This window comes from Rhodococcus sp. 06-156-4, assembly GCF_002259345.1.
GTDB classification, from domain to species: Bacteria; Actinomycetota; Actinomycetes; order Mycobacteriales; family Mycobacteriaceae; genus Rhodococcoides; species Rhodococcoides fascians_E.
This window is the reverse complement of sequence record NZ_NPGB01000012.1, coordinates 89,855-106,166: the sequence shown is the minus strand read 5'-3', so window position 1 is coordinate 106,166 and position 16,312 is coordinate 89,855. Positions and strand designations below refer to the sequence as shown.

Genomic DNA, 16,312 nt, shown 5'->3' with positions numbered 1-16,312 from the left:
GACGATTCGCTTTCAAGGAGAGACGCAAGTGTGCAGCGAAGCTAGCACCGGCACCTGCGGAACCACAACGTTTCGAGGCACTTGCAATCTTCGTGATCCAAACTGTGGATTGCTCGACGGTTCTATGGTGCGGTGATGCAATCCCGCACTGCGCCTCTATTTTTCGTGCAGTGCACCTCCGACGGAAAGGCTCGCTCCATGTCAGTAGACACCGTTACCGCGACATCCCTTCGGGCAGTGAAGGTCGGCGGCAAGATCGGCGCGCGTATCGAGGGTGTCCGCCTGGGCGGTGACCTGGACACGGAGACCGTCGACTTCATCCGGCGCGCACTGCTCGAACACAAGGTCATCTTCTTCAGCGGACAGGACCACCTCGACGACGAAAGTCAGTACGCGTTCGCCGAGCTTCTCGGTTCTCCGACGACGCCGCACCCCACCGTGACATCGCGGGGCACGAAGACTCTTGCCATCGACTCCGAGTACGGCAAGGCCAACAGCTGGCACTCGGACGTCACGTTCGTCGACCGCATCCCCAAGGCATCGATTCTTCGCGCCGTGCAGCTCCCGGAATACGGCGGAAACACCACCTGGGCATCGCAGGTCGCAGCCTACGAGAGCCTCCCGGACTCGCTGAAGGCTCTTGTCGACAATCTGTGGGCGACGCACTCGAACGCCTACGACTATTCCGCGACGTCCGCAGAGAAGATCCAGAACGAGAAGTCGGCGGAGTATCGAAAGGAATTCCAGTCCACGTACTTCGAGACCGAGCACCCTGTGGTGCGCGTCCACCCTGAAACCGGTGAGAAGACCCTCGTTCTCGGCCACTTCATCAAGGGATTCATCGGCCTGCCGACCAAGGAATCACAGGTGCTGTTCAACCTTCTCCAGGACCGGGTGACCAAACTGGAGAACACCGTTCGGTGGACGTGGTCCCTCGGCGACGTTGCGATCTGGGACAACCGCGCCACCCAGCACTACGCCGTGGCCGACTGGGACGACCAGTACCGACGACTCGAGCGCATCACCCTCGCCGGTGATGTCCCGGTCCACCCGAACGGGCAGAAGAGCCGCGTCGTCGCCGGCGACGCAGAGCACTACTCGGTCATCGACGAGCCAGTCCTCATCTCTCTCTGATGTCGATTCCGCCCTACGCGCGGGGGTACGACGGATTCGAGGGTCGAGTCGGCAGAACGGCTGCCGACTCGACCCCGGCCTGGACCTATCCTCCGTCCGCACCCCCCGGTGCCCCCAACATCGTCGTCATTCTGATCGACGACATGGGCTTCAGTGACACCGGTCCTTACGGCTCGGAGATCGACACTCCTCACCTCGACCGGCTGGCCGCGTCGGGTGTGCGTTTCACCAATTACCATACGACTCCGCTGTGTTCACCGTCCCGCGCGTCACTTCTGACCGGCATCAACGCTCACCGCGCGGGCTACGGCTACGTATCCAACGCCGACCCCGGTTTTCCGGGTCTACGTCTCGAGCTCGCGGACGACGCTCTGACACTACCGGAGATGTTGCGTGACAACGGGTATGCAACATATGCCGTCGGAAAATGGCACCTCGTGCGCGATGCGAACATGGCCCCTGGCCGAACCAAGGATTCGTGGCCGACGCAGCGCGGATTCGATCGCTACTACGGGTCGCTCGAAGGGCTGAACTCGTTCTTCCACCCCAATCAGTTGACCTCCGACAACGGCGCGGTCGAAACCGAGGAGTACCCCGAGAACTATTACCTCACGGACGATCTGACCGATCGCGCCGTCGGCTACATCAAGGATCTACGAGCACACTCGCCGAAGCCGTTCTTTCTGTACTTCGCGCACGTGGCGATGCACGGCCCACTGCAGGCCAAGCAAGCAGATCGCGCGAAGTATCGGGGCAAGTACGCCGCCGGGTGGGACAGGCTGCGCGAAAGTCGATTCGCCCGGCAACTCGCGGACGGGCTCTTCCCCGAGGGAACACGGCAAGCACCGCGCAACAGCGAACCCGGATACGACGTCGAACCATGGGACTCGCTCACCGAGGACCAGCAACGACGCTTCGCGCGCTACATGGAAGTCTATGCAGGCATGGTCGACAGCATCGACCAGAGCATCGGACGTGTACTGCAGGTCATCGAGGACCTCGGTGAACTCGACAACACCATCGTGGTGTTCACCTCGGACAACGGAGGGACAGCGGAAGGCGGGCCGGAAGGGACACGGAGTTACTTCGCGGAGTTCGCAGGTGTGAAGGATCCGGACTGGGTCGGTGACGTGCCCCACGACGAAGATCTCATCGGGACAGCACGGTTGGGAGTGCACTATCCGCGTGGGTGGGGCCAGACGTCCAATACGCCGTTCCGGTTCTACAAGGGTCAGACATTCGCCGGCGGTGTGCGCGTGCCCTTCGTGCTGTCGTGGCCGGCAGGGCTACCCGCGCGCGGAGAAATCCGCCATCAGTACGCGTACGTGACCGACCTGGCGCCGACGCTACTCGACCTCGCAGGACTGAACGTGCCCGCCGAACGGCAAGGTCGTCCTGCCCTGACGTTCGACGGTGTGTCGTTCGCCGAAGTACTACATTCCAACGGTCCGTCGCGACACCTCGAACAGTATTCCGAGATCACTGGACATCGCGGCTTCTACCGAGACGGCTGGAAGCTGCTCGCCCTCGCGGGAGAGGACGTCGGCGCCCCGCAGTGGCAACTGTTCGACGTGCATACCGACCCGACCGAACTACAGGACGTATCCACGGACTTCCCGGACAAGGTCGCCGAACTCGCAACTGCTTGGGAGCGCGCTGCGTGGGAGAACACGGTATTCCCGTTGGTCACGCGCGCCGACCTCGCACGGCGCAGGCCCGAAGAAGCGCAGCTGTCCCACCCTGTCACGCTCCTTCCTGGAACGCCCACCCTGGAGCGCTACCGGTCGTCGAGGCTGATCGCCTACCGAGACTTCTCGATCGACGTTGCTCTCGGAAGTGTCGCCGACGGGGTACTCGTGGCGCACGGCGATCCGCAGGGCGGGTACATCCTCTACGTGGAGGATGGACAGATCGTGCTCGGCTTCAACAGTTTTGGACGCTACAGATCGGTGAGTGCATCACTGCCGCCGGATGCCTCCCTCATCACCCTCGACGCCGCAGTGGCACCGGGATTGCGATGGGACTTCGCCGTATCGGTCGACGCTGTGCACGTAGCAGCACTCCCGAACCAAGTCCAACTGGTCGCGATGGCACCGTGGACCGGCATCTCCGTCGGAGTCGACTCGAGAGGACCGGTGTCCTGGGACCTGCGCGAACGCCGAGGAGTCTTCCGATACACCGGTGCACTGAAGTCGGTCACCTACCGCCCAGGACCGGTACGGGTTCCCCCGGTGACAGTCGACCGCATCGAGACCGAGGCAGAGATTCTCGCGGACTAGGACATTCACGACTTCGAACAGAAAGGCTCACATGATTTCCCGCAGAGGATTCCTCACCGGCGCAACGGGGGGAGCAACGGCACTGCTCCTCGCCGCGTGCTCGTCGGCGGTCGAGGAAGCGAAGAGCGGATCGGGAGAGGCAGGCGGCACACTGGTGATCGGATCACTCAGCGACCTCAACCCCGCGACCATCTTCTCCCAGTCACTGACCTCCATGACCATCGGCGGACTCGTCTTCGACACACTCGTCCGCCTCGACCCCGATACGCTCGAACCGACTCCGCGCGTCGCCACCTCATGGGAGGTTTCCGACGACGGCCTCACCGTGACCCTGCAGCTCCGCGACGACGTCACATTCCATTCGGGTCGACCCTTCACGTCCAAGGACGTCGAGTACGCGTTCACGAACCTCGCGAAGGACACAGCCGGTTCGCAATTGCAGGCAGCCGCGCGCACGATCGAGGCGGTGGACACCTCCGACGACCACGTCGCCGTACTGACCTTGACGCATCCCCTGGTCAACCTCCACGACCTCCTCGAGTTCACCCTCCTCACCGACTCCGACACCGAAGCAGCACTGCTCGCGGGCGAACAGTTCGTGGGCACCGGCCCCTTCGTCTTCGATTCCTGGCAGCGTGGCCGGCAGTCGGATTGGAGTCGCAACGGGAGCTACTGGGACACCCCCGCATTGCTGGACAAGGTCACCATCCGAGTGGTACCCGACAACTCCGCACTCCTGTCCTCGGTGCGCTCCGGGCAGACCAACGCCGTCATCGGTGTCTCCGCCCAGGACGCCAGGCCCTTCTCGGGCGACGGATACCAGGTCGAGAACGAAGACGTGTTCGACGTGGCGTACTACGTCGGGGCGAACGTCGCGGACCCAGCATTGGCCGACAAACGAATCCGACAAGCAATCTCCTACGCAGTCGACCGCGAACGAATCCTCGACGAGGTCCTCGGCGGCGTCGGCATCGCCTCCAGCGCCCCCTGGCCGGAGTCCTCGCCTGCCTACGACGAGGCCGCCCGCGACTTCTACTCCCGCGACCTCGACAAGGCACGCCAGCTGCTCGCCGACGCAGGAGGCCCACCGTCACAACCCGTATTGCTTTCCTACGGAACCGGTCTCGCACCGGCACGGAACATCGCCGCGATCATCGAGAACAATCTCGCCGACATCGGATTCACCGTCACCCTCGACCCACGCGAACAAGCGACACTGTCACCGTTCCTGAACAGCGGCCAACACCAACTGTGGATCAACCCACACGGATTCGCCCAACTCAACCCGTCGACCCTCGCCACCGGCGCTGCACCGTTCAAGCCTGCAAAGAACCTGTCGGGCTACACCTCACCCGAATACACCGCCATCGTCGACCGCCTCTGGACGCAGGCCGACCCGGAAAGCGACACGGCCACAGCGTCGTACACGGAGTTCTCGGATCTTCTGCTCGACGAGCAGTTCGTCATCGACCTCGCCATCACCACGAACACCAACGTCTACTCCGCCGGTGTCTCGGGCATCGAATGGAATCGATACAAGAATCTGATTCTGAACCGCGCAACGGTCTAGGAACTCGGCGCTGACCGATTCGAGGTCGAATACCACCTCGACAGCCAGTTCTGGGAGATTCCAGGCGACGGAGGCTGCACTGTTGCTGACTCTCTCCGCGCTTGTCCTCGGCGTTTCGACCCTGCTCGTCCGCCGCCTGAGGCCGTGACATCCCTCGATACCAGCTGGCCGGGAATCACTCTCGATTCCCGCCTCGCAGGCGGATCACGAACCGAGGCGTGTATGGACCACACATTCTTCGACCTACCCTCAGGCCCGTTCGACAAGCGGGCAGCACTGGCGTGGGAAGTCGCTACGTGCTGGGGTACCGAGCCCGACTAGGCTCGTCGACTTGCCTCCAGGCTTCGGACGCGGGAGTGATGTAACAATTGCGTCGATTACAGACGGTTTCCCGGCTGATATCGACGCAACTGTCACACCACGCCCGACCACAGTCATTCAGGGTCCAGCGCCTTCCGTCCGGTGCGTCGGAACGCCCCCCCCCCCCGCGAACAGGACGCCATCACCACGGAATGTCGACGGGATACGCCACCGGCTCGGCACCGTAACCGGACGCGGTGGTCCAAGACATCGGCTCCACTCGTTGTCAACCGCGCTCCTGTGTGCTTGACTGACATAAGTAACCACTTACTTACGGGGTCACTATGGGTTCGGACACACGCGAGCGGATCATCGAGGCAGCCTTGAAGCTGTTCGGTGAACGAGGCTTCGCAGCTACGAGCATTTCCCAGATCGAGCGAGAGGCCGGCCTGTCGGCGGGAAGCGGCGGACTGTACCGTCACTTCTCCTCGAAAAAAGAACTACTCACAGAATCGGTTCGGGCACGATTGACGGACCGCTCGGAGTGGGAGGCGTTCCTTGCTCCGGAATTCTCCACCACCGCCATGATGCAGTCGCTGGCGCCTGACGGATCGATCACCGACACTCTCGTGACGCTGTGTCACATCGGCATGGCTCGACTGGATCACGATCGTGACATCAACCGCCTTCTGCTGCGGGACAACTCAGTCGACTCCGACGTTCTCGAGATCTTCCGGAGGGACGAGTACGAGCTCATCACCTCTGTAGTGACGAAATCGCTGGTAGAGCTCTCGTCGGGCGCGCAGGAAGATTGGCGTTCAGCAGCCGCGGTAGTTGTCGGGGCCATCGTGCACTACTGGCTGGTCACCGACATCTTCGGCGGAACGCACCCCCTTGCCATCGACGCAGACTCGTACATGCGCGCTACCGCCGAACTGGTCGCCGCGCGGATCGAAACAACCAGAACACCAAGGGGGACAGAATGAAAGACGTAAGCGTGATAGGCGGGGGTATCGCGGGACTCACCGCAGCCGTATCCTGTGCCGAAGCCGGATGGCGGGTGACGTTGTACGAGGCCCACAGCACGCGCGGAGGTCGAGGTAGGGCAACGGACGGTCCGTACACCTTCCACAACGGCGGACACGTCTTCTACACCGGCGGCAACGACTACCGTTGGTTACGTAGCAGGGGATTCGTCACGAATCTCGGCTGGCCATCTTTATCCGATCTGTCGCACGTGGGGTTTCGTATCGATGGAACTCTTCGTCGCACTCCGCCGGCTTCGATGCTGCGCGCGCTCTCCCACAGATGGCTCACTGCACCGGTCGACGAGGATTTCGACACCTGGGCGTCCCGTAGATGGGGCTCGACAACTGCGCGTCAGATGGCCAACGCGATTGCAGTCACTACGTACGACGCCGATACCGGTCGGTTGTCGGCCGCTTTCGTGTGGAATCTGCTCCAACGAGTTCTCGGACCACGAATACCCACGATTCGGTGGGTGCGTGGCGGCTGGCAGAAGGTAATCGATCGCATGGTAAGCCGCGCCTCGGAACTGGGAGTTCGACTCGAAACGAGAAGCCGCATGGTGGAATTGCCACCCGGACCAACCATCGTCGCCACGGAATTGGCCTCTGCACGCACATTACTCGGTGACCAGTCTCTCTCCTGGACAAGCGGGCACTGTGTCCTATTGGACCTCGCCGTCGAGTCCAGCAGGTCCGACGGCACAACTGTATTCGACCTCGACGAAGGCGGATTTCACGAATCCTATTCCATGTACGACGATTCCGTAGCACCCAGTGGTCAAAGCCTTTATCAGATGCAGATGCCCGTCCGGTCCGGCGAACCGCCGTCGGAGGCCAGAAACCGGCTGGAACGGTTCGCCGATTCGGTGGCACCGGGGTATACGCACCGAACGACGTTCACGCGAAACGGATCGGCCAGAACTCGCACGGGCGCGGTCGACTTACCCGGATACACCTGGAGGGACCGACCGTCCATCCACCGAGGTGATGGCGTCTACCTGGTCGGCGACATGGTGGCCGCACCAGGAATGCGTGGTGAGATCGCTGTCAACAGCGCTCTGTTCGCCGCACAATCGATCACCAGAGGGAAATGAGCATCCCATGGTCCCCAAGGTCGTGATACTAGGAGCAGGGTACGCAGGAGTGAGTGCTGCCCGGCGACTTGCTCGCGCAGACACCGCGGTGACGATCGTCAATCCGCGCCCGGAATTCGTCGAACGAACAAGATTGCACCAATTCGTAGTCGGCAATCACAGGGCCGTGCATTCTTTGCAGTCGGTACTACCCGGATCAGTTGCACTTCACCGAGGGAAACTACCTGTCACCAAGATGCGTAGACGAGGTTCCACGTCGGTGACCCTAGCGGCCTCGAACTGCCGACTCCACCTCTTTACTCACAGGGTCAACCGGTACCAACGGTCGGAGTACGCGCTCGGTGCGTATGGAGGTACTTGTCGGTAGCCGCGGCGCTCGTACAGCCGGCACGCTTCGACGAGGTCCGAGCGGGTGTCGAGTTGCACCGAGGTACATCCCGTCTGGGCTGCCAGAGTCTCGAGGTGATCGAGAAGCTCCGACCCCACGCCGGTTCCACGCGCACCAGGAAGGACGAACACCTTGGTGAGCTCCGCGCAACCGTCATCGAGGAAACGAATTCCTCCGATTCCCACAGGTCGATCGTCGACGAATACCGCGGCGAGATACCCGGAGGGCGCAGCCAGGTCATCGGCCGGTTCCGACGCTGATGCGTCGGCAATTTCCGATGACGTCGCGGGCCTGCGATACCAACGCGACACGATGTCGGTCATGTACTCGACGAGCAATTTCGATGCGATCTCACTGGTGAGGTCGATGCGTCGAAAGGTCCTCATCGTTTGAAAGTTACCTTTCATCCGATGAGATGGCTTCGAAGATCCGGCCGAGCGACGCCGGCTTCAGATGGAGCTGAATGCCGTCCACATGCGTGAGCCCAGGTCACGCTGCCCCGCGGCGTTGTAGTGGATTTTCTCGGTTTCGGTGTTGTAGAGGCCCTCCGGGCCGGGGACGAAGACGACGCGGGGCCGACGATCGGGGGTGTCTCGGTGCACGGCGTCGATGACGGGATAGTCCTGGTGTCCCGACGCTATTTCGTCGGGAACCATCTGGCCGATGACGAAGGGTATGTCGCCGAATTCTTCGCGGATGGTGTCGATCACGCTGTCCAGTTTCTGTGCGTACACGGGCCCTGGTGTCAGCGGTACGTCGGATTCGCCTTGGTGCCACAGGACTGCGGCCAGTTCGTTGGCGGGGTGCAGGGCGAGGGCGGATCGGATGCGCTCCATCCCGTTCCAGAACAGGTTGAGTCGGGCGGCGCGGTCGGCGGGGTCCCAGGTCACTCCGTTGACGCGCGCGAATGCCGAGTCGCCCCGTGCGTACGGGACCAACAGCACGGGCCGGCCCGTCGAGTCCGCGAGCTCCCTGGCGAAGACAGGTGCGAATCCGACTGCTTTGGAGGGCACTTCGTGGAACAGGGGGTCACATCCTGCGACGATGGTGTTCTTCGACTTCCCCGACGCAGCCCACTGGTGGACTCTCGGATGCGGCGCGTCGAGTCCGCTCATGTCCAATCCCATCCCGGCGCCGTGCGCGTTGGACTGCCCCAGGACCGCGACGAGCAGGTACGGCTCGTCGAACACCGTGACGGGCAGACCCGTTCCCAGGCGCCGCTTGATCACGTCCTTGGCACGCACTTCGAGGTTCTTCAGACGTCCCATGGCCCCACCTTCAGTTGCAATCGTCGACGGCGGGAGTGCCGGCGAACCGTTCACCTATCCAGTCGTTCACTGCACCGCCGTCGACGTCCCCGTGCCCTTTGCCTGGTTGACGGTCGATGGTGATCACATCCCCCATGGAACATGCCTCGGCGATCGCCGCATCCGTCCATTCGGCGTCGATGTAGGTGTCCGCGTCTCCGTACACCACCAGCATGGGCGCCGACGCCTTCTGCTGCGGTACCGCCATCTGCTCGAGGTAGTAGCGCAACAGGAATTCCGCGTCGGGCGTCCTCGGCGCGAAGTCACGAGCACCGATCCGTTCCGCCGCGTCCGCACGTGCCGACGCCTGCGCCGGGGTGCAGCCGCTCAGCGCGGCCCAGTCCTCGGCCGCCGATCCGCTACGGTACTGATCACGATCGAAGCCGGTGAACCTCCTGGCCAGAGATTCGATCACCCACTGCATCAACGGGGCTTGGTCGGCAGTCAGAGTGCCCTGTATAGCCTTGTCCACCAGGCCCACCATGTTCGCTGCCGGTGCCAGGCTGACCGATCCCAGCAGTTCGAGTTCCGGTGCGTATCCGGATTGTTCGTTCGCTGCCCACGCTGCACCGCCGCCCTGGGATCCACCGAAAGCAACCCACCGGGCGGACACGTCGGGGAACGTATGCCTCAGTGCCCGAACGGCATCGATCATGTTGTAACCGGCAGTCGGGTTGTCCAGATAGTGGTGGACACCCTCATAGCCGAGACCCTGGTAGTCGGTGATGGCCACGGCGAACCCCGCCGAGGTGAATCCAGCTGCCAATGCCGCACTTCCGAGCAGATCCCGTGAGAGCGACGGCCCGCACGCGTTCTCGATTCCCGTGGTGCCGTGACCGAACGAGATGACGGGCCAACCGCCCTCGGGTGCATCCCCGTCGGGCACGAATACGCTCGCCGAGACCTCGGTGGCGCCGCCGTCACCGGATTGGGTGGACCGGTACACCACGCGGGCTGCCTCGGAACCACGCTGCACCGCCGACGGCAGATTGGGCATGGTCTCCGCACTGATCACCGACCCGGCACCGGTACCGGGATCGGCAACGTCGATCGGCTCTGCGGGCCGAAGCTTCTGCGATTCCGCGAAGATCGCGGGCATGCTCGTCACCAGCGGTACCGCCGACGAACAACCCGTCAGCAGGACGGTCCCGAGTACCCCCACTGTCCACGCCGAGCGAAAACGCACAAGCCTCATCTCGACTCCACCGTCGTACCGGACTCGGGAGACCAACGGATACTGCCGAATTCGAAATCCGATACGAGCAATCCGCCGTCCTGGTATTCGTCGCTCACCGGGAAACCGAACTCGGCAGTCCACGCCTCCAGAATGGCTCCGCGTACGACGAACGTTCCGGTTCGGTCGCTGTGGAACACTCGTGCCCCGCCGTCGACGTCCAGTTGCTGCATCCCTTGCACGTACGGGCCCGCAGGGAGATACCCGGATGCGAGTACCGCGCCGGACACGTTCGAGGGCGATGCGACGTAGCCCCGATGGGTGCCGAAGAGAACGCCACCGGCGAACTCCTGCGCGAGGTACTTTCGTCCGATGCCGTCGTGTGCCGGATACACCGGCGTCAGCGCTTCACCGAGGAAGCCGAACTCCTTCGACACCGCATGCATGACAAGATGTTCCGGGTCCCAACTGAACCCCGCCTTCATGGCTGCCACCACTGCCTCGTATGCGGGCTTCGCAGTGAAATCTCGGTGCAGCACCCCGAAATTGTCCTCCGGATTCGACGAACCCGCCAGCCGATCACGAATCTCGTGCACGTACATCGGACCGGCGAACGGCAGCTGACTCCACTCGTGCACGAACGTCGTCAGCAACTCTCCCTGGCGGGCCTCGTCGATTCCGGCCCCCTCGTCGGTCGGCGATCCGAATTCCGTTGCCCACAGGTCCTTGTCGTCGTCGCCCCGCGCAATCATCTCCCGCCGCATGTCCGCGATCATGTGCAGGGCACCATCCGGAAACTGCTCGGTCCCGACGAGCGTCCCCGGGTACGAGTACGGATGCACCGACAACGCGTCGAAATACCCATGAGCCCCTGCGTCGTACATGCGCTTCAGAAACGTGAGCCCGTTCATGGTGTTGTGGTTGTCGCCCACGGCACCGATCGCACCCCCGATCACCAACGCATCGGGATCGGCGGCACGAATTGCGCCGAACGCCTCACGAAGCATCTCCGCGTACAGCTCCGGATCGGCCCACGGACCGAAGAACACCGATCCGTTCGGCTCGTTCCAGATCTCGTACGCCGAGACCCGACCGGCGAAGTGGGCGGCGACACTGCCGGCGTATCGACCGTATTCCTCCGCCGACGCCGGCTTGCTCGTCAACCCGAGGGCCGGGTCCGCTGCGGCCCAGTCCGGTGAATAATCGAGAATGGCCAGCACGTCGATACCCCGGTCGAGCGCAGCGTTCACCACCCGATCCGTCGGTGCCCAGACTTCGAGTCCCCGTTCGGGTTCCAGTAGTGGCCACGCCACATCGAGCCGTAGGCGCGTCGAACCGGAGGCAGCGACGGCGTCGAGGCTACGCGCGAGGTCGTCGTCGGTCGCCCACAGCAGTGGCGCGCCGCCGGTGAAACCGATGGGACGCAGCGGAAGTGGATCGAGCGACGCAGGATCCGGGCCCTGCACGAAACCGCCGACGAGCGAGATGTCCACCGGCCGCGGCGCTGCCACGTCCGGTGCACCGCAGGCGGTGAGCAGTAGCGCCGCAACGGACAGCGCCGCCCACGATCTGGGCACTACTTACCGGACTTGTACTTACGCGCCAACATCAACGCAGGCTTCTCGACGAGCCGGTAGGTGATGGTGCCGAACAGGACGCTCACCGCCGTCACGACGACGAAGTTCCACAGCATCCCCACCGGACTGTCCCCGGCCATCCAGCCGAAGCGTCCCACCATGATCAGGACCGGAAAGTGCCACAGATAGACACTCAACGAGATGGTGCCGACATATTCGAGCGGCTTCCAGTCCGCGCGCTCGGCGAGCTTCGACCTCTCGCCTCGCGCAAGGGGAGCGATGATGAACAGGATCAGCAATGCGGATCCGAGGGAAACGAACGTGGTCTGCCACCGAGAGTTGTCGTCGACGAGCTTCAGCGAGATGGCCGCAACGGGCAGCATCGCCAGGCCCGTCCACCACCGCATGTTCTTCGCGATCCAGCCTGTCAACACTCCGGTGTCGACGGCGACGAAAATGACAGCAGCCGCCATGCCGAACGTGAAGTTGTCCGCCAGGGAGAAGAAGCTTCGGCTCAGAACGGCAACCTCGTTCGGTCCCCAGTCCAACAGCAGCGGATCGGTGATTCCCGACGGCTCCACCCGGCTCGCGGTGTAGAGCTTTCCTGCGACACCGATCGCGAACATGACCACGACGGGGATCAGCACGAGTACCGAGGCGCTGATGCTCGTCCGGCGTGCGAGATAGAACGCGATGCCCGCCAGCAGTGGCAATGCGATGTAGAACATCAGCTCCAGCGTCAGCGACCACGATGGATTGATACCGGTCTGCAGCATCGACGGCACATAGGAGTGAACCAACGTGAGGTTGCCGAGCAACGTCACCGGATCGGTGATCATGCCGAGCCCGGCGTCGGTGAAGTGTTCCTCGGCCACCGCCGCGTTCTCGGTGAACACCGCCCGCATCACGAAGTTCGCGAACAGGAAGATCACGATGTACGCGGGGAAAACTCGCAGAATCCGGTGGACCGCGTAGCTCTTGTTGTCCGGCATGGGTTTACCGGCGAACAGGCGCCTGACCATCGGCAGGAAGATGAGGAAGCCGGACAGGGCGAAGAAGAAGATCAGCCCTTGGCCGAGCAGTCCCAGCTTGTAGTCGGCCACCGTCACGGGGCTGTTGTGCCCTCCCACGTGCACGGCAAGGACGCACAGGCACGCGAAGCCCCGCGGGCCGTCCAGACCGAGGATCCTCGCCGGTCTCTTCGATCCGGCCGTCGAACTCGGTGCAGTCGCTGCGGCAGCGGTGCTGTCCGGGGTTGCTGTCATGGTGAGCCTTCACATCAGGGTGCGGCGGGCGGAGGGCAGTAGCTGACGGCGGGTTCGCCCGCGAATCTGTCGTTCAGCCACGGAAACGCAGCAGCACCGTCGATGTCTGCGTGGCCGGCCTCCGGCTGGAGTACCGACTGGATGGAGTCACCGCTCGCGCAGCCGGCTGCGACAGCGCCGTCCGTCCACGCCTGCGATACGAGTGTGTCCTTGCCACCGTAGAGCACCAGCATCGGTGCGGCAGCGCGTGTCTGCGGAAGACTCATCTCGCGCAGGTAGCCTTCCAGTGCGCGTTCGGCTTCCGGAGTCGACGGCTTCAGATCCTCGTCGCCGATCTGCGCGGCCAGCTCCGTGCGGTCGGCCGCCAGGGGTCCGCCACAGGCGGACAGTTCGTCCCATCGTTCCTCGACGATGCCGCGCCGGTAGTCGGCCAGGTCGATCTCCGGGTGGGACTGCGCGAGCCCGACGAGCACCCACTGCAGCAGCGGCTTCTGATCGGCGGTCAGCGTGCCCGCCGCAGCTGCCCGGGCGAGACCCGAGATATCCGCGGCAGGAACGAGACTCACCGATCCGACCATGTCGAGCCCCGAACCGTACGTGTTCGCGAGTTCGTTGGCGGCCCAGGCCGCCTGTCCACCCTGCGAACCCCCGAACGACGCCCATCGATCCGACGTGTCCGGAACCAACTTCTGTGCAGCGCGCACCGAGTCGATCAGGTTGTTGCCTGCCGTCCGCGCATCGAGGTACGGGTGGTAGTTCCCTTCGATCCCCAGACCCTGGTAGTCCGATACCGCAACCACGTACCCGGACCTCACCAGCGCCGTGACGATGGGAGAACTGCCCAGCAGTTCGGGATCGGTCGACGGCCCGCAGTCCGGCAACACTCCCGTGGTTCCGTGGCCGTAGGCGATGATCGGCCATCCGCCCTCCGGCGCGGGGCCCTGCGGCGCGAAGACGGTCCCGGACACCTCCGTCGGGGATCCGTCGACACCGGACGTCGAGGTGTAGACGACCCTGGCGGCCAGAGAGGAGATCGCGCTGACTCGCCTGTCGATGGTGAGCAGTTCCTCTGCACTCTTCAGACTGCCAGGACCTGCGTCGGTGAAGTCCGCCTCGATCGTTCCGCCGAAGGCCACCGAATTCGGTTCCGGCGACGTGTCCTGACCCCCGCACCCGGAGGCCAGGAGAATCGACACGAATGCAACAGTCCCCGCTGTCTTCCTCATCGAACCGCTCCCCCTGTGTAATGCACCTTGTCGGTCACACCCTCGCCCGCGAGAAGGTCGGTGACCTGTCGCCGCGAGACGATCGAATCGCGTCGCACCCCCGCTCCGACGACCAGCACTGCGGCAACAGTAGCGCCCATCGCCCCACCGAGCACCAGAGCAGACATCAACGTCGACGGCGGCGACGGCACGCCCGCGGCGTCGATGAGCGTCACCTCGGACACGGGCCCGTTCGCACCGAGGTCGATCTCCTCGGCGAGCTGGATCAAGTTCAGCGCAACGGAATTGGCCACGTCACGCGCACGCGTCGGATCGTCCTGCGTTGCACTGATGTCGATCAATGCGGACCCGGGGGTCGACACGACGAGTAGATCGGCTTTCAAGTCGTCGGGAGAGACCGGCAGACCCACGTCGACGATGGTGCGCCTCAGGACTTGCTCGGACGTGGCCAGACCTACGTAGCTCTCCACCCGTACGAGTGAACTGCGGTTTCCCTCCATCGCCGCACGAGGTGACGACGGACCGGGCGCAGTCAGGAACACGCGCGATGTCGCCGTGTACTTCTCTGCGACAACGGAATCGGCGATCCACGCGGCAGCGACCGAGAGTACGGTGGCCGCGAGAATCAAGGCCCACCCGCGGACCAGCATCCTGCCGTAGTCGCGCAGCGTGGGAACACCGACAGGAGTGATCATTCGACCTGCTCACACGTGTTCACCGCGCGCTGCCCGGCGAACCGAGACTTCACCCACGGCACCGATCGGCTGCTGTCGAGGTCGCCGTGCCCCTCGCCGCTGTGCAGCTCGTACTCCACCACATCTCCCGCGTCGCATGCTCGGGAGAGTGCCTTCTCCGTCCACGACTCGAGAATCAGGTCGTCCTCCGACCCGTACATGACGAGAAGCGGTGACGTGGACTTCTGCGCCGGAAGAGCCATGTCCGCCAACCACCCTCGCAGCCGATCGGTGGCCTGCTGATCGACCGGACGCAGATCCGACGCCTGCAGCCGAGCCACGAGCTCGGGAACCTGATCCGACCCAGGCGGAACGCACTGCATGAAATCGTCCCAGCGTTCCCGCGCCAGACCGGAACGGTAGTCGTCCAGGTTCATCTCCGGGTGCGTGATCGCCAGTCCGTGCAGCGCGTACATCAGCAACGGATACTGGGCGCGCGTCAGGGTTCCCGACGCCGCCGCGTCGGCCAGCCCGGCCATGTCCGACACCGGCACGATGGCCGCCGTCCCCACCAATTCGAGGCCACCGCCGTACTCGGCGTTGCGATCGCTGGCTGCCCACGCGGCCATCCCGCCGAGCGAGACGCCGTACGCAGCCCACCGGGTACTCAGCGTGGGGAGGAAATTACGGGCAGCACGTACAGCATCGATCATGTTGTAGCCGAACGTCTTCGAATCCAGATACGGGTGGTAGTTGCCGTCCAGGCCGAGACCCTGATAGTCCGTCATCGTCACGGCGTAACCGTTCAACACCAGAGCCGCGACGATAGGAGCACTCCCGAGCAGGTTGACGTACTCCGACGGACCGCAGTTGTTCAGAACCCCCGTCGTACCGTGACCGAAGGACACGACCGGCCATCCACCCTCCGGGGCGACACCGCCCGGAATCACGACAGTGCCCGACACATCCGTCGGCTCACCCGTGACACCCGACGTCGACCGATACACCACACGTGTTGCGGCAGCTCCCAGTTCGGTGATGTCCACCGCGATGTCCTCGATCGGCTCGGCCGATATCAACGAGCCGGGCGCCGTCCCACCGAGTGTCGGAGCCGGGCTCGGCTCCGGAGGTATCGCCGACGCCGTCACAGGCGTCGTCGGCGCGTCAGGAGCGAGCACCAGTTCCTGATCCCGGGCGCAGCCGACGAGCATCACTGCAGCCGCGCACACTGCACCCACCCGCACCGACCACGTCCGAAGCCCCGAACCCAGTCGTCCCGCAGGCTCCACTCCCACC

14 protein-coding genes are annotated in these 16,312 nt (G+C 63.8%); 6 read left to right on the top strand and 8 right to left on the bottom strand.

The genetic code is table 11. The features are described from left to right. Positions 1–198: 198 nt before the first annotated feature. The 6 genes from CH290_RS07460 to CH290_RS31105 all read left to right on the top strand — a co-directional run bounded on the left by CH290_RS07460 (position 199) and on the right by CH290_RS31105 (position 7,772). A complete protein-coding gene (locus tag CH290_RS07460) occupies positions 199–1,134 on the top strand; it encodes a TauD/TfdA dioxygenase family protein (RefSeq protein WP_027498595.1) in 936 nt (311 codons plus the stop codon). Next, entirely contained in the window at positions 1,134–3,413 is a 2,280-nt protein-coding gene (locus CH290_RS07455; protein ID WP_094620719.1) for an arylsulfatase, read from the top strand. The genes CH290_RS07460 and CH290_RS07455 overlap by 1 nt, the downstream gene beginning before the upstream one ends. A gap of 31 nt (positions 3,414–3,444) precedes the next feature. Further along, a complete protein-coding gene (locus CH290_RS07450) occupies positions 3,445–4,983 on the top strand; it encodes an ABC transporter substrate-binding protein (RefSeq protein ID WP_033188913.1) in 1,539 nt (512 codons plus the stop codon). A gap of 644 nt (positions 4,984–5,627) precedes the next feature. After that, a complete protein-coding gene (locus CH290_RS07445) occupies positions 5,628–6,269 on the top strand; it encodes a TetR/AcrR family transcriptional regulator (protein WP_033188912.1) in 642 nt (213 codons plus the stop codon). Continuing rightward, positions 6,266–7,405: an FAD-dependent oxidoreductase gene (locus CH290_RS07440; RefSeq protein ID WP_033188911.1), complete on the top strand. Its 1,140-nt coding sequence runs from the start codon at positions 6,266–6,268 to the stop codon at positions 7,403–7,405. The genes CH290_RS07445 and CH290_RS07440 overlap by 4 nt, the downstream gene beginning before the upstream one ends. Beyond that, complete coding sequence (locus CH290_RS31105) at positions 7,299–7,772, top strand: FAD-dependent oxidoreductase (RefSeq protein ID WP_371828579.1); 474 nt, start codon at positions 7,299–7,301, stop codon at positions 7,770–7,772. Before CH290_RS07440 ends, CH290_RS31105 begins: the two co-directional genes overlap by 107 nt. On the opposite strand, the gene CH290_RS07430 is transcribed toward CH290_RS31105, so the two are convergent. From CH290_RS07430 to CH290_RS07395, 8 genes are all read right to left on the bottom strand, one after another. Further along, positions 7,706–8,179, bottom strand: a complete 474-nt coding sequence (locus tag CH290_RS07430) for a GNAT family N-acetyltransferase (protein ID WP_033188910.1) — start codon at positions 8,177–8,179, stop codon at positions 7,706–7,708. The two genes, CH290_RS31105 and CH290_RS07430, sit on opposite strands and share 67 nt — an antisense overlap. A gap of 63 nt (positions 8,180–8,242) precedes the next feature. After that, positions 8,243–9,061, bottom strand: a complete 819-nt coding sequence (locus CH290_RS07425) for a sialate O-acetylesterase (RefSeq protein WP_033188909.1) — start codon at positions 9,059–9,061, stop codon at positions 8,243–8,245. Between the two features lie 10 nt (positions 9,062–9,071). Beyond that, positions 9,072–10,295, bottom strand: a complete 1,224-nt coding sequence (locus tag CH290_RS07420) for a lipase family protein (protein WP_230620931.1) — start codon at positions 10,293–10,295, stop codon at positions 9,072–9,074. Beyond that, positions 10,292–11,851, bottom strand: coding sequence for a cellulase family glycosylhydrolase (locus CH290_RS07415; RefSeq protein ID WP_033188907.1), 1,560 nt, complete (start codon positions 11,849–11,851; stop codon positions 10,292–10,294). The genes CH290_RS07420 and CH290_RS07415 overlap by 4 nt, the downstream gene beginning before the upstream one ends. Then, on the bottom strand, positions 11,851–13,116 hold the full coding sequence (locus CH290_RS07410; RefSeq protein WP_020110533.1) for an acyltransferase family protein: 1,266 nt from the start codon (positions 13,114–13,116) through the stop codon (positions 11,851–11,853). Before CH290_RS07410 ends, CH290_RS07415 begins: the two co-directional genes overlap by 1 nt. Positions 13,117–13,130: 14 nt before the next feature. Continuing rightward, positions 13,131–14,342, bottom strand: a complete 1,212-nt coding sequence (locus CH290_RS07405) for a lipase family protein (protein WP_033188906.1) — start codon at positions 14,340–14,342, stop codon at positions 13,131–13,133. Further along, on the bottom strand, positions 14,339–15,037 hold the full coding sequence (locus tag CH290_RS07400) for a YveK family protein (RefSeq protein ID WP_020110531.1): 699 nt from the start codon (positions 15,035–15,037) through the stop codon (positions 14,339–14,341). The genes CH290_RS07405 and CH290_RS07400 overlap by 4 nt, the downstream gene beginning before the upstream one ends. Next, a complete protein-coding gene (locus CH290_RS07395) occupies positions 15,034–16,311 on the bottom strand; it encodes a lipase family protein (protein ID WP_230620930.1) in 1,278 nt (425 codons plus the stop codon). The genes CH290_RS07400 and CH290_RS07395 overlap by 4 nt, the downstream gene beginning before the upstream one ends. Position 16,312: the final 1 nt, after the last annotated feature.

Coding starts and splice junctions, on each gene's coding strand:
- CH290_RS07460 (WP_027498595.1), top strand. CDS start 199: ATGTCAGTAGACACCGTTACCGCGACATCCCTTCGGGCAGTGAAGGTC.
- CH290_RS07455 (WP_094620719.1), top strand. CDS start 1,134: ATGTCGATTCCGCCCTACGCGCGGGGGTACGACGGATTCGAGGGTCGA.
- CH290_RS07450 (WP_033188913.1), top strand. CDS start 3,445: ATGATTTCCCGCAGAGGATTCCTCACCGGCGCAACGGGGGGAGCAACG.
- CH290_RS07445 (WP_033188912.1), top strand. CDS start 5,628: ATGGGTTCGGACACACGCGAGCGGATCATCGAGGCAGCCTTGAAGCTG.
- CH290_RS07440 (WP_033188911.1), top strand. CDS start 6,266: ATGAAAGACGTAAGCGTGATAGGCGGGGGTATCGCGGGACTCACCGCA.
- CH290_RS31105 (WP_371828579.1), top strand. CDS start 7,299: ATGGCGTCTACCTGGTCGGCGACATGGTGGCCGCACCAGGAATGCGTG.
- CH290_RS07430 (WP_033188910.1), bottom strand. CDS start 8,179: ATGAGGACCTTTCGACGCATCGACCTCACCAGTGAGATCGCATCGAAA.
- CH290_RS07425 (WP_033188909.1), bottom strand. CDS start 9,061: ATGGGACGTCTGAAGAACCTCGAAGTGCGTGCCAAGGACGTGATCAAG.
- CH290_RS07420 (WP_230620931.1), bottom strand. CDS start 10,295: ATGAGGCTTGTGCGTTTTCGCTCGGCGTGGACAGTGGGGGTACTCGGG.
- CH290_RS07410 (WP_020110533.1), bottom strand. CDS start 13,116: ATGACAGCAACCCCGGACAGCACCGCTGCCGCAGCGACTGCACCGAGT.
- CH290_RS07405 (WP_033188906.1), bottom strand. CDS start 14,342: ATGAGGAAGACAGCGGGGACTGTTGCATTCGTGTCGATTCTCCTGGCC.
- CH290_RS07400 (WP_020110531.1), bottom strand. CDS start 15,037: ATGATCACTCCTGTCGGTGTTCCCACGCTGCGCGACTACGGCAGGATG.